This is a genomic window from Arcobacter sp. 15-2 (assembly GCF_047159865.1).
Classification (GTDB): domain Bacteria; phylum Campylobacterota; class Campylobacteria; order Campylobacterales; family Arcobacteraceae; genus JAIOSF01.
Genome location: NZ_AP038804.1, coordinates 1,766,027 through 1,780,869 on the forward strand (window position 1 = coordinate 1,766,027; position 14,843 = coordinate 1,780,869).

A 14,843-nucleotide genomic window follows, 5' to 3' on the forward strand; every position below is an offset into this window, starting at 1 on the left:
AGTTAATTCTTTTTTTTAGTGAAATATATAAATAAACCTAAAGCGATAAATAAAAAAGAAACACCTCCTATAAGTGATACAGCATGTATCATTTGGGAGTAATTATCAATAGCAATTTTAAACACTACCATAAGTGATTCTATGAGTAGGGCGATGATAATAGTAACAGAGAACTTAATAAGAACTTTATACTCAGAAGCACTATTTTTAGAATAGCTCTTAAACACCACTTCTTGTTCGAGTATTGTTTTTGCCAAGTCAAAAACAGCCAATCCTAATGTAAGAGCTATAACTGGTTTGAAAATTGACTCAATAGAAAGACCTGGTTTATAAAAAATCGAATTTATAAATTCAAAAAATGAATAACCCACTGCAAATAATGCTAAAAGCATCATCACAAATGCAGTAATAAAATAAAAACTTTTACTCAGTATATTGAACTCTTTATGTACTTCAACAAGACCCAATCTTTGTAGAAGTTGATTTATTTTAAAATCAAAAAAATAGATTTTATCACCTTCTTGTTTTGCAACTGTTAAACAAGTAGCTCCTGAAGCACTACTGATGTATGGTTGAGAAACTGAGATATCATTTTCATTAAAGTGGAGTTTATTTAGAAGATATTGTCTATTACTACCTATTTGCATAGTATTTATTTTTGTTCTATAAATATTATTTGAAATTTGATTTAAAGTTTGACTATCACAAAAATAAGCTAGTTCCAATGATGGAAATATTTTAAAAAGCTTTTTAAAATTATCAGATTCTTTGAGATGTAACTCCCCTACATTACGAATAGTTTCTGTTAAAAATTTGTTGATATCTTCACTATTTGTTTTATATGTTTGCATAAATTCTTGCATATTTTACCTTTTTAGTGAGTTACAATATCTAAACACAATATATATTTAGTATCTTTAATCTCTACAATAGTAGAATAGGTACGACACATATTACCACTTGCTTTTGAAATATATTTTGTGCTAAGATAGTTACATCTTGAAGAGTTCTTTGCGATGAAATAATACTCTTTTAAGCTATGGTCATGATTATCTCGTGTTGGTTTAAATAAAATACTATCTTGAATATTAATAATAGTATCTTGATGTTGTAATCCTGTATGAAAATCAATTTTATATATTGCTTCTAAGTGACTATGGTTTATGATGATATTTTTTAGTTTCTCTTCTAAATTATGAGCATTTTTATTATATTCTTCAATTATTTTATGCGATAAGTTTTCCGAATTTGTTAAAGTAACTCTTTTTTGATCAATCACATTGTGTATTCTTTCTGTATAGTTGTCCCCTATATCATTGATGGAATTATAAATATCTTTTTCTATTTTGCAGTCAATAATATCTTGTGGTCGTTCAAAATAAAACCCTTGGAATATATCAATATCTTTTTCCATACAATTAAGTATTTCATCTTTTTTTTCAACCCCTTCTGCTAGAACAATTGCACCAATTTTATGACACATTTTAGATACAGCATGTAGTATTTCAGAGTTTATGAAATTTTCATGAACATCATATATAATTGAACGGTCTATTTTTACGATATCAGGTTTGATCAAAGCAAGTCTATCAAAACTAGAATAACCTGTTCCAAAATCATCAATAGCAATTATAAAACCATGTTTTCTATATAAATCAACAAACTTTTTAATAGCAGTGTTATCTTTGATCTCATCTTCTTTTATCTCTAATACTATATTTTTAGGGGAGATGTTTTTACTCTCTACAATATCTATAAATTTATAATACTCTTCACTATCAATAAATGAAGACTCAAAGTTTAAAAACAATAAAATCTCTTTATTTTTCTTGTGATAGGATATAAATTTATCAAGTGCTAATTCTCTTACATACGAATCTAAAACATTTCCTAAGTTCTCTTTTTGAGCTTGTTTAAAAAGATACATTGGAGATATAAAATCACCATTATCATCATACGCTCTTGTAAGTGCTTCAAATGCTAAAATATTTTTATTTTTTATAGAAATAATTGGTTGAAAAAATATCTTGATTCTTTTTTTGTTTATTAACTCTTCAATCATTTAATATCCTTTTTTTGTATATTATATACTATGTATATAGTTATTGCAAATATAAATCTGTATAGTTTTTAATCAAACTAAAAATTTAAGATATATTTGATCACTATTAATCTTATTATTATACTTTTAAAACATATCCAAAGTTGATAATATTTTCAATATTTAGATTTGGTGTTTTCTTTTTTATTCGTGAAATAGTATCTCTAATTGTAGAGTTTGAGATATCTTTTGAATTCCAAATAAGTTCTTTGAGAGATTCATAAGAGATATTGTTATTGATATTAGTACAAAATAAGTATAAAATATCTATCTCTTTTTTTGTAAGTTTAAGTGGAATCTGATTGATGAATAAAGTTTTTGTGTCTAAATCATAGGTGTATTGTGAATCTAATGTTACAATAATTCTATTTTGGTTTATATGTTTAGTTTTACTATTTTGAAGAAGTTTATTAACAATGCTCAAAGCTATCTCAACATCTTTTTCATCAAAAGGTTTAGAAAGATAACCAAAGATATTTGTTTGACTTGTCTCTTTTATCGTTTCTGAATCATTATGTGCTGTAGTAAAAACAATGGGTAAAAAGTAAGATTGGTTGAGTCTTTTAGCACATTCTATTCCATCGATTACACCTTGTATATTGATATCCATAAAAACTAAATCTATCTTTACTAAGTTGATGATATGTTCTGCATCTTTAGCATTTTTAGCTTCAAAAATAGAATCAATATTAAAAGATTGTAAAATACCTTTGAGGTATTGCATCGCTATTATTTCATCTTCTACTATGAGTACGCTATTAAATTTCATTATACTTAAACCTCAATAAAAAAATATTTCCTTGTTCAAAAGTGAATCTATATTCAGATTCTTTAAGTTTACCACAAAATTCTTCAATAAGTAGTAGTCCTATACCACCTTCTGAATTTTTCATATCAAAGGCATGACCATTGTCTTTTAGTTCCAACTTTAAAACACCTGCTTTTTTGCTAAGGTTGACTTGAATATCGATTTTCTTTAAGTGTTGATTGTGTTTTATACTATTTGTGATAAGTTCATTTATTATTATTCCCAATGACATCGCATCATGAAATTTTATTGTTAAGTTTTCCATATTGGTGTTGAGTGTTATTTTTTCTGTATCGAAACTAGCTGCTAACTCTATTACTTCATTGAGGTATTCAATTGTGTTGACCTCATTTATATTTTCTGATTTGTAAAGATATTCATTGATTTTTGACATAGATTTTATTTTATTTATAAGTTCATTAAAAATTGTTTTATCTTGTACTTTATTTTTTTGAAACCATAAAATTCCTATGATAATATGAAAATTATTCTTCACTCTATGTAACACTTCTTTGAGTAGTAACTCTCTTTCTTGAACTAAACTTTTAAGTTTTTTGTTCAAAGAAACAAGGTCATTTGTTTGTTTTTTTATCTCTATCTCTAAATACAATTCATTTGTTTCTTTTAAATTATGGTAACGATTTGCAAGCATCAGACTAAAAATAGTTGCTTCAAAAACAAGAGCTATCACAAACCCATATCGTGTAAGAAAGGAGTATTCTAAAATACCTGAAACCATAAAAGTAAAAAATATCACAAAAGTAAAAAATATAGATATTGCTAAAAGGTATAATTTTGTTTTTTGATGTTGTTTAAAACAAACAAGAATGGCTAAAATAATTAGGAGTATAGTAACTACACCTGAAAGATTATTGATAACTTTATTCCAAGGTTGATATGAGTAAATAACTAAAAATCCTATAACAAAAAATACAAATGTTAAGATTTTAAGTAATTTATCCATAAGTATATAATGTTTTCTTATCTCTAGATATTCTTGTGAAAAAAGTATCAAGAATCCTACCATAAATGCAGCTGAAAATTGTAAATCATATAAATAATACTGTAAGTTTAGATATGCCAATAATCCACTTATATTTATCACAAATACTAAATTAAAAAAACTATATCCCACATAATATAAGTACATTTTTTCTTTTATTTTTAAATATAAGAAAAGATTAAAAATAATAATAATGATCAAAATACCAAATAAAATCAAATAAAGAGTATTTGAATCTATCTGTTTGTCAAAATAAAAAGACTCTTTTTCATAAAGTGTAATATCTCCAAAATAAGCATATTTACCTTTTAGTTCTAGATAGTATGTTTGTGTTGTATTTGTTTTTTGATTAAGAGAAAATGATAGTTTACTATTTTTTATCTCCCTTTGCGATAAGGGGGTAAAAACACTATTTGATTTTTTGATCCATCCTTTTTCATAATGATATAGATTTGCTTTTTCATAAAAATGCTCATTTAAAGAGAGTATGAAGTTTGTAGTATTAGCGTTATTAGAAATAGAAAATTTATACCAAATAGTTCCTTTTTTATATCCTAGGGCAAATTTATTTGTCGTTGTTTCTGTGAAGTTTTTTTGTGATATCTCTTTTATGGAAAGTGAACTATTTTGATCGTTATAATATGCTACTTCAAAATCGTCATAAATATTTTCTATATGATTTACGCTTATACTTTGTCCATATACAATATTTGTAAAAAGCAAGAATATAAAAAATATTTTTTTCATTAAAATAACCTATATACAATTTATTACTATTATACCATAAAAAAATCTTTATATTTCCGTCACCGTTCCGACAATGTTTTGGTATCATATAGTAAATTCTATATTAAAGTTGGTTCATGAGAATTATATGGTTGTTTTTATTGGTTTTTAACTTCAGTTTTGCCCAGAGTCTAGTTACTATAGATTCTGATGAGGTGAGTATTGAAAATTTTGAGGTTGAGTATTTTATTGATACTACGGGTGAGTTAAAATTCGAAGATATAGCTTCTATGAATTTTAAAGTAGGTAAAAGTAGTGATACTTTAGGGGCAAAAGTTACAAATACTTGGGTAAAAGTAAAACTTTTTAATACAACAAATAAAACACAAAATCTTTTTTTACATCAAGATTTAGGATACACTTTTTTAGATATACGGTATTTTGAAGTAGACAATCAAAATAATCTTCTAAATACAAAAGAGTTAAATATCTATGCAGATGATGTAAAAGATGATATGTATGGTGCTGATTCTATTTTCCAATTTTCAATCAAACCACAAGAATATAAAACAATATATATAAATCAAACTACACCTGCTTATCATTTTTACAGTTTTTCTATCTTTAATGAAAAAAATTCTAATAACTATTTAGTTTATCAAAAAGTAGATGGAATATTATTTGTGGGTTTACTCTTAGCTTTAGCTATTTATAATTTATTTATATACTTCTCTTCACGATATAAAGAGTATTTATACTATTCATTGTACCTATTTTGTGCTACGGTATGGATATTTTATATGTATGGTTCACTTGCCCATTATTTCCATATTTATGGACTTATCCCTTTTAAGTTTAACTTTGCTTTGATGTTTATTCCTATGTTTTTGGCTCTTTTTGTACAAGCTGTTTTTGATACAAAACAGTACTATAAAACAGAACATAAAGCTTTGAATATTATGAATGTAATTTTACTAGCTAATTTTATCTATGGTCTTATCGATTTTGTACAAGCTATCCAGCTTTTATCTTTGGTACTAAATTATACTCTTGTAGTATTTTTGTGGATTGGTATAAGTATTTATAGAAAAAAGAACAAAATGATAAAGCTATTTTTACTTGCTCATATCTTTTATTTGATTTTTAATATCTATGCGATTTTATTTTATCTAGGAATGGTGGATTATTCTTACATAGCATATCATGGTGTGGGGATTGGTATCATACTTGAGGCATTGATGCTTTCTTATTTACTCTCTTATAAATTTAAAGTTATGGAAGATGAAAAAAAAGAATCACAGCTTTTACTTTTACAAAAAACGAAAATGGCAGATATGGGAGAGATGATAGCAAATATAGCCCACCAATGGCGACAACCCTTAGCTACGATTAGTGTTTCTTCAGGAATATTAAGGGAGAGAAAATTATTGGGTAAATTGTCTGATGAAAACTTTACAAATGAATTGGACCATATAGATTCAAATCTTTTACATATGTCTCAAACAGTGGAAGACTTTTTGACATATTTTCGTCCAAACAAAATCAAAGAGGATTTTTATGTCAAAGAAGCAGTGGACAAAGCATTGTTAATCATAGGTAATACTCTTTATAAAAGTGAGATAAAAACGAAAATAGATATAAATGAATCTGACAAAATATTTGGACTAAAAGATGAATATGTTCAAGTACTCATCTCTATTCTTTCAAATGCTATACACGCTCTATCAACAAAAGAGGAAAAAATAATTTATATAAAATCTGAAAAATTCAATGATAAAATTGTATTAAGTATAGAAGATAATGCAGGTGGAATAAAAGAAGAGTTACTTCCAAAAATATTTGAACCATACATAACTACTAAACATCAAAGTGTAGGGACAGGACTAGGGCTGTATATTTCAAAAAATATTATTCAAAATAGTATGGGTGGAGATATAAGTGTAAAAAATACAAACAATGGTGCTAAATTTACCATCATTACTTAAAAAAGGAGATTGAACTATGAACACTATTTCAATACTTGTCGTTGAAGATGAACCAAAATTATTAGATAGGTTGGTGCAGTATTTGGAGATATTTTGTGACACAATTTATCAAGCTAAGGATGGCATAGAAGCTTTAGCAATCTATAAGAAAAACTTACCAAATATAATACTTACAGATATAAATATGCCAAAACTTACTGGAGTAGAACTTATCGAAGATATAAGGGATACAAATCATTATTGTGAAATTATAGTACTTTCGGCACATACAAATACAGAAGATTTTTTACGAGTGATTCCTTTAAATTTATCAAGTTATCTTATCAAACCAGTACAAATGAATGAACTAAAAAAATCTATTTTAGAAGCAAAAAATAGAATTATAAAAAATAGATTTATGGCACTAAACCATGGATATGAATGGAATCAAGAGAGTAAAGTTTTACAGTTAGAAACACAAAAAATAGAACTCACAAACAATGAAAAAGCATTTGTAGAGATACTTGTGTTGAAACTGAACCACAGCGTTTCTTATGAAGAGATACACAACTATGTGTATAATGTAGAAGAATACTCACAAGACGCTATTTTTTCATTAGCAAAAAGAGTAAGAAAAAAAACAACAAAAGATTTGATTAAATCGTGTTTTAAATATGGCTATGTGTTAGAGTCAAAGTAGGTTTTAATGTTTTAAAAAAAGGTCAAGCTAAAGTATCTCTACTTTTTACTTGACCTTTGTAGTTGTGTGTAGGTTGTATTATTTAACTTCTATTATTGCCAATTAGGCTCAGTACCACCACCCCAACTATCAGAAAAATATGTATGATTTGTTACATTAGAAACATCCCAAGTGGATAAATCTTGATTAAATGCTGTTGCCCTTCTAAACATACTGTACATACTAGTTACACTTGAAGTATCACTAAAAGTTAAAGGTTGATTAAATGCAGTTGCATCAGTAAACATACCACTCATAGTAGTTACACTAGAAGTGTCAAAAGTCAAAGGTTGATTAAGTGATGATGCTTCAATAAACATTTGTTTCATAGTTGTTACATTAGAAGTGTTCCAATTTAAAGATTGGTTAAATGCTGTAGCACCCTTAAACATATAAGACATATCAGTTACACTAGAAGTGTTCCAATCTAAAGGTTGATTAAATGCTGTTGCACCTTTAAACATATAAGACATATCAGTTACACTAGAAGTATCAAAAGCTAAAGGTTGATTAAATGCTATTGCATCTTGAAACATATATTTCATATTAGTTACACTAGAGGTATCACTGAAAGTTAAAGGTTGATTAAATGCTGTTACACCATCAAACATATTGTACATGGTAGTTACATTAGAAGTATCAAAAGTTAAAGGTTGATTAAATGCAGTTGCATCTTGAAACATCTGACTCATATCTGTCACATTAGAAGTATCAAAAGCTAAAGGTTGATTAAATGTAGATGCACCTTTAAACATATAACTCATATCTGTCACATTAGAAGTATTCCAGTCTAAAGGTTGATTAAATGTAGATGCAGTAGCAAACATAACATTCATATCTGTTACATTGGAAGTATCCCATTTGCTTATATCTAGGTTAAAAGTTGATTTACTCAAAAATAATCGTGACATATCAGTTATTTGGGAAGTATTTGCATTGATTATCTCTTGTGCATATTCCAATGTTTGTGCAGAATTTGGGTCTAAGTTATAAGCAGTTGTATAATCACTAATCAAAGTATCTAATTCAGCTCTAGTAATAGGTGCTACATACCAAGTAGGCTCAGTACCACCACCCCAATTAGTAGAAAAATCTGGATGTTCTGCTACATCAGAAACATCCCAAGCTGATAAATCTTGATTGAATGCTGTTGCACCATCAAACATTTTGTTGAAGTATATCACTTTAGAAACATCCCAGTTTGATAAATCTTGATTGAATGCTGTTGTATACTCAAACATCATAGTCATATCCGTTACATTAGAAGTATTCCAATCTCCAATATCTTGATTAAATGCTCTTGTATTATAAAACATAGTATCCATATTTGTTACATGGGAAGTATCCCATTTACTTAGATCAAGATTAAAAGTCCATAAATTTGAAAATAAACCTGACATATCTGTTATCTGTGAAATATCGGCATTGATAATATCTTGTGCTAAAGATAATGTAGAAGCAGAATTTGGGTCTGAATTATAAGCAGTTGTATAATTGCTAATCAAAGTAATTAATTCATCTTTTGTAAATGGTGCAACATATTTTTTGTACAATGGTACCTTAGCAGTGATAGCAGGACAACCATCATGAACGATAGATAGTGTATCTGAAGTATTGTAATCAGCCATTCCCATTAAAGATGCAGGTGCATTATAAGAAAAGGTTACATTTGTATCGTTTGGAGTTGAAAGTGTTCCTACAGTTGCATTTGTATCAGAACTAGCAGATATATTTAGTCCTGCACTTGTAATAGTATCTGATAATTCTACTGTAAGATTATAGTCAGTTCCTAGTCCTAGATAGTTGGTGTCTGCGAGTATTGCTCCATTGTAGTTGATACTTGATAGTGTCAGACAAGGTGACTTTTTAGTGATAGTTACAGTTGTTGAACCACTTGTGTTATTGTTACTATCTTGTAAAGTTATATCAAATGTTTTAGTTCCATTTGCTCCACTTGTATCTAAAGTTATACTTTGAGTACCATCTTCTCCTATAGTTTTGTTGGTATCTTTACCATCTATAAATATTTTAGCTCCCACTTCACCTGATACTATCACCTCCTCACTATTATCTCTTGTGATATCTAGGTCTGTTTTAGATGTTGGTTTGTTTGGTGCTGTTGTATCATCACTTAAATTTGATGTATCATCTACTTCACCATCTATAGTTCCATATTCTTTTACATTGTCTGTAGTCTTTTGTAAGTTTGTTTGAGCTGTTGTTTTGTTCACTTTCCGTAGATTCTTATTATCTGTTTCATTTGAGATAACTGTATCGATGATGTTCTCAATTTGTGAATCATCATACTCTGTAAAATCTTTTTTATCAGTCACAAGAGTTTCTATCATCTTTGGATCTAGATATATACCATTGTCATGATCTCCATCATTATCAAGTGATTGTAAAAATACTGCCATTCTTGTAACTTCTGGATTATTTACCTCACTTCTATTTACATCTAATACATCTTGAATCAGAACTATCTTATCATCTGGGAGTTTATCTACTCCACCTAGTTTGATATTTCCATAGTAAAAATCTACAGCAGAACCAACGGGACAAGTGAACTCTCCATCTACATTTGTAAACCCAGTAGTTGTATCACACTCATAACTTGCATTTCCTATGGCTCCATCTGCTAGAACACCTGTAACTGTTGGAGTACCACCTCCTGAACCACCTCCTGAACCACATCCTGAACCACATCCACTTAGGGCTATTGCTGTTATGGTACTGAGTGCTAATATTTTCTTTTTTATTGTTTTCATTGTTTTTTCCCTTTCTTTGCATCTATTGTAAAGTAAACTTTTGGCAACTTTTGTCAATTTGAGCTTTTTAGCTTCAATTTTGTTTAAATGTTAAAATTTAGAATTTCTCAAAATTCCGTCACCATTCCGTCAGAAGTTTGTTAGAATAATAGTAAATATAAAAAATTTATTGAAAAACTTGAAGATTTGCCTAAAGTTGACAAAAGTTTTATATACAATCTTTTAGTAAAGACAAAAACTATAAAAAAAAGGAAAGAACATGAAGAATACAATTAAAGTTATTTTTTTTGTAATGCTATTAACAAATAGTCTGTTTGCTATGCAGATTTTTGTTAAAACTCTAACAGGAAAAACTATTACCTTAGATGTAGAAGCTGGTGATAGCATAGAAAATGTTAAAGCTAAAATACAAGATAAAGAAGGAATGCCTCCAGAGCAACAAAAACTTATTTTTGCAGGAAAAGAGCTTGAAAATGGTCGAACATTAAGTGATTATAATATTCAAAAAGAATCAACTTTACATCTCATATTAGTTTTGCGTAATGTACCCCCAACAATTACAAGCACTGATATCACAAGTGTTGATGCAGAAAGTGAGTATAGTTATACACTTTTAGGAAGTGATGCTGATGGGGATGATTTAAATTGGAGTGTGAAAGATGGAACTACTTTACCATCTTGGCTTAGTTTAATCTCAGATACTACAGTTACAACCTTAGCTGGAAGTGGAATTCGTGGTTCAGCTAATGGACTTGGAACATCTGCTTCTTTTAATTTACCAACTGGAGTAGCAGTAGATAGTATTGGAAATGTATATGTTGCAGACTATAGTAGTCATCTAATTAGAAAAATAGATTCAAATGGAAATGTTACAACCTTAGCTGGAAGTGGAAGTCAAGGTTCAGCTAATGGAAATGGAACATCTGCTTCTTTTAATAATCCTCATGGAATAGCAGTAGATAGTAGTGGAAATGTATATGTTGCAGACTCTTCTAGTAATAAAATTAGAAAAATAGATTCAAGTGGAAATGTTATAACCTTAGCTGGAAGTGGAAGTCAAGGTTCAGCTAATGGAAGTGGAATATCTGCTTCTTTTAATAATCCTTATGGAGTAGCAGTAGATAGTAGTGGAAATGTATATGTTGCAGATAGGAATAATCATAAAATTAGAAAAATAGATTCAAGTGGAAATGTTACAACCTTAGCTGGAAGTGGAAGTCGAGGTTCAACTAATGCAAACGGAACATCTGCTTCTTTTAATTTTCCTTATGGAGTAGCCGTAGATTCTAGTGGAAATGTATATGTTGCAGACTCTTCTAATAATAAAATTAGAAAAATAGATTCAAGTGGAAATGTTACAACCTTAGCTGGAAGTGGAAGTGAAGGTTCAACTGATGCAAACGGAACATCTGCAACTTTTAAATCTTCTAAGGGCGTAGCAGTAGATTCTAGTGGAAATGTATATGTTGCAGACTCTTCCAATAATAAAATTAGAAAAATAGATCCAAGTGGAGTTGTTACAACCTTAGCTGGAACTGGCACATCTGCTACTTTTGACTATCCATCAGGCGTAGCAGTAGATAGTAGTGGAAATGTATATGTTGCAGACTCTTCTAATAATAAAATTAGAAAAATAGACGCTTCCACAAAACTAAGTGGAACGCCAACTGCCTCAGATGTAGGTGAACATAACATAAGCCTAGTATTAAGCGATGGTACAAATGAAGTTGAACATAACTTCAAAATCATAGTAAAAGGTGAAGCACAAATACTTACACCAGTTATAGAAAAAGGAAGTGCAGATGGCACAACAAAAGTAACATATACACCAAAATCTGGAAATACTCTAAAATATATGTATAGTAACACACAGGTTGACCATGGAATTTATGGAGAAGATACACCATTGGGAAGTTTACCATACACAAGTGGAACAAATATCCCAAGTGCCCAATCAGGCAAATACCTTATAGTATATGAAGTAAATAACGATGGAGATATAGTAGGCTTTTATCAAAAAGAGTTAGAAAGTGATGATATCTATACAGTAGATACAACACCTGTGACAACAACTCCAAAACTTTTAAAAACAATAGATGATCAACTCATAGATGTAAACAATACACAAGACTTTGATCTCAATATCACTAGCTACTTTGAAAATGTATCAAGCTATAGCTTTAGTGAAGTAAAAGCAGATAACAATATCACAGATTGGTTAGAGTTAGATAGTAGTATAGGTGTATTTGGTGTAAAAGATGGTATTGATGATAATAGTTCATTATTAGGGAAATACTTTATTGAAGTATTTGGAAAAGACACTAATGATAAAAATGTATCTACATACTTTAAACTTGTTGTTGAAGATAAAACTTCTATCGATAAAAATACTAGTCACGGAAAAATAAAAAAAGATCTCAATGGAACAGTGCATAGTATTGGAGATGTAGAAGCTATCTCAAAAGTAATAGGTACTACTGTAAAAGAAGAATCAAATGGAGATCTTAATACATCTGTTTCTCTAGTTGATGCTAAGAATGGAGATATAACAAATATAGAAGTATTGGGAAAAGCAAGTGGAGATATAAAAGCTCAACATAGTGTAAGGAAAAATGATCTTGTATCAAGAGCGATCTCATATCTTGAAAATGCAACTACTACGATCTCATCTCAAGGTGTTGATACAAATGTAACAGTTGACGGTATACAATATTCTATCTCTACAAATAAAGAGGGAGAAACAGTTCCTAAAAAAGCTGGTATTGAGATAATCGATACAGAAAATGGAGATAAATTTGCTCTTGGAAGTACAGTAATAGTAAAAAAGGATGGAACTATAGAGATAAATACAACAATTTCATCAACTGGAAAACTTATGATAAAAGGAGATAACTAAAATGAAAAAGATATCAATAATCACACTAACTCTACTAACAACACTATTTTTTAGTGGTTGTGGGAGTGATGGAAGTGGTAATAATACAGCAGCAGTAAATACAATAGGAGCAGGAGAAACAAAAATACTAGCAGCAGGTACTACTATATCAACATATAGTGGAACTTGCGCTGTAAATATAGTAGTAAACATAGATGGTACTTGGAGCGTAACAAATCCAAGTAGTACTAATAGTGATATTTGTAAATATAACTAAGAAACTTAGAAAATAAAAATGCAAAGATAATTTATTTTTATATATTATAGTTAGTTATTATCTATAATATAATATTAATAATGATATTATTTAGTAAATGTAAATCAGGAGAAGAAATATGAATTCAAAAGTAAAAGTAGGGATTGTAAGTTTAGTGACTGCAATGTTTTTTGTTGGGTGTGGTAGTTCAGGAAGTTCATCTGGAACAGAGGGTATATCAGGTGTGACTGAAGTTACTGTTGTTGATGGTTACATTAAAAATGCAACAGTGAGAGATGCAGATGGTCAGGTAGCAACATATAAAGCAAATGGTAGATATAGTTTTAAAAATCAACCTGTTTATCCTATATCATCAACGGGTGGAGTAATAGAGGATAGTAATGTATCATTTGATATAAACATGAGTGTTTCAGATGGTGTAAGCACAGTTATTTCTCCCATTACAACTTTTTTGGAAGATAACGCTTCGTTATTAACAAAGTTTGCAGGTTTAGGTCTTGGCAAATCTACTTTAGATGATTTTAGTGTAGATTATGTAGATACAAATGATACAAATCTTAGTAAACTTTCTCAAATTTTATATGTTATTTTAAAAGATGAAAACTTAACAAAAACATTTAAACAAAGTGTTGAAAATAATGGAACTCTTACAGGTTTAGATAAAATGTTTACATTGTCTAGTAGAGATGTAAATAAAACATTAAGTGCCCAAAAAGCAATAAGAATGAATAGTTTATTAAAAAAAGTGCAAGACTATAATGGAACAGTAGATAATATGGAAAAAGCGCTTGGTGCATATAAATATAATACAAACTCTATCGAAGATAAGAATATAACACACAATAATATCTCTTACGGTATAGTAAAATCTCCTCATACAGGTAAATATTGGTTAGATAGAAATATAGGAGCTAGTGGAGTATGTGAAGATATAAATGATACAAATTGTTTTGGAGATTATTTTCAGTGGGGAAGAGATGCTGATGGACATGAAAAATCTACTAGTGGTATAACTACTACAAAAGAGACAACTATCACAAGTACAAGTAATAGTTTTATTACGGCTGTAAGTAACTATGAAGATTGGACAACAGCAGATGCAAATCGTACACAAAGAGAGGCAAGATGGTCGGCAACAGATGGAAGTAGTGTATGTCCAGTAGGTTATAGAGTACCAACAGAAACAGAAATAAAAGCTGAGACATCTGACCTTACAGGTGCTTATGCAATATTAAATAGTACAGATTTATTTAATAGCTTTTTAGGAACACCGGCTGCTGGTTACCGTTTACGAAACAATGGTACTATAGGAAGTGTAGGAACAGTTATATCACTTGCAACTACAACTCTTGGTATATCAAGTGATTCTATTAAAACTTATGATGCAGATGGAAGTAGTGCAGCTATTTATGTAAATGCTGGAACAAGAAGTTCTGAGATGCAGTATGGTATAAGTGTGAGATGTATAAAAGCTGACTAAAATAATACAATTATATTTCAGAGGAAACTTTGAAAGATAATTGTTTAAATATTAAAAATCAACAAATTACTAGAAAGGCAAAAATGAATATTGCTAATAAGT

At 29.1% G+C, this 14,843-nt stretch carries 10 protein-coding genes; 5 read left to right on the forward strand and 5 right to left on the reverse strand.

Annotated elements, in window-relative coordinates:
- Positions 1-2: 2 nt before the first annotated feature.
- The 4 genes from ACMCMH_RS09260 to ACMCMH_RS09275 form a co-directional block, all read right to left on the reverse strand.
- Positions 3-863: a hypothetical protein gene (locus tag ACMCMH_RS09260; protein WP_412724859.1), complete on the reverse strand. Its 861-nt coding sequence runs from the start codon at positions 861-863 to the stop codon at positions 3-5.
- A gap of 11 nt (positions 864-874) precedes the next feature.
- Complete coding sequence (locus ACMCMH_RS09265; protein ID WP_412724861.1) at positions 875-2,062, reverse strand: EAL domain-containing protein; 1,188 nt, start codon at positions 2,060-2,062, stop codon at positions 875-877.
- Positions 2,063-2,180: 118 nt separating this feature from the next.
- Positions 2,181-2,870 carry a response regulator gene (locus ACMCMH_RS09270; protein WP_412724863.1) on the reverse strand — a complete coding sequence of 230 codons (690 nt, stop codon included), beginning with the start codon at positions 2,868-2,870 and terminating at the stop codon, positions 2,181-2,183.
- The gene (locus ACMCMH_RS09275) at positions 2,860-4,659 is read right to left on the reverse strand and encodes a 7TM diverse intracellular signaling domain-containing protein (RefSeq protein ID WP_412724865.1); all 1,800 of its coding nucleotides are present in this window, start codon (positions 4,657-4,659) and stop codon (positions 2,860-2,862) included. Before ACMCMH_RS09275 ends, ACMCMH_RS09270 begins: the two co-directional genes overlap by 11 nt.
- Positions 4,660-4,775: 116 nt before the next feature.
- Between ACMCMH_RS09275 and ACMCMH_RS09280 the strand changes: the two genes are divergently transcribed.
- Both ACMCMH_RS09280 and ACMCMH_RS09285 read left to right on the forward strand, forming a co-directional pair.
- A complete protein-coding gene (locus tag ACMCMH_RS09280) occupies positions 4,776-6,623 on the forward strand; it encodes a 7TM diverse intracellular signaling domain-containing protein (RefSeq protein ID WP_412724867.1) in 1,848 nt (615 codons plus the stop codon).
- A 16-nt stretch (positions 6,624-6,639) separates the two neighbouring features.
- Positions 6,640-7,302, forward strand: coding sequence for a response regulator transcription factor (locus ACMCMH_RS09285; protein WP_412724869.1), 663 nt, complete (start codon positions 6,640-6,642; stop codon positions 7,300-7,302).
- A 92-nt stretch (positions 7,303-7,394) separates the two neighbouring features.
- Here ACMCMH_RS09285 and ACMCMH_RS09290 read toward each other — a convergent pair whose 3' ends face one another.
- Complete coding sequence (locus tag ACMCMH_RS09290) at positions 7,395-10,109, reverse strand: BspA family leucine-rich repeat surface protein (RefSeq protein WP_412724871.1); 2,715 nt, start codon at positions 10,107-10,109, stop codon at positions 7,395-7,397.
- Positions 10,110-10,368: 259 nt separating this feature from the next.
- On the opposite strand from ACMCMH_RS09290, the gene ACMCMH_RS09295 reads away from it, so the two are divergent.
- The 3 genes from ACMCMH_RS09295 to ACMCMH_RS09305 all read left to right on the forward strand — a co-directional run bounded on the left by ACMCMH_RS09295 (position 10,369) and on the right by ACMCMH_RS09305 (position 14,741).
- The gene (locus tag ACMCMH_RS09295) at positions 10,369-13,005 is read left to right on the forward strand and encodes a ubiquitin-like protein (protein WP_412724873.1); all 2,637 of its coding nucleotides are present in this window, start codon (positions 10,369-10,371) and stop codon (positions 13,003-13,005) included.
- A gap of 1 nt (position 13,006) precedes the next feature.
- A complete protein-coding gene (locus ACMCMH_RS09300; RefSeq protein ID WP_412724875.1) occupies positions 13,007-13,261 on the forward strand; it encodes a hypothetical protein in 255 nt (84 codons plus the stop codon).
- 118 nt (positions 13,262-13,379) lie between these two features.
- Entirely contained in the window at positions 13,380-14,741 is a 1,362-nt protein-coding gene (locus tag ACMCMH_RS09305; protein ID WP_412724877.1) for a hypothetical protein, read from the forward strand.
- The last annotated feature ends 102 nt before the right edge of the window (positions 14,742-14,843 follow it).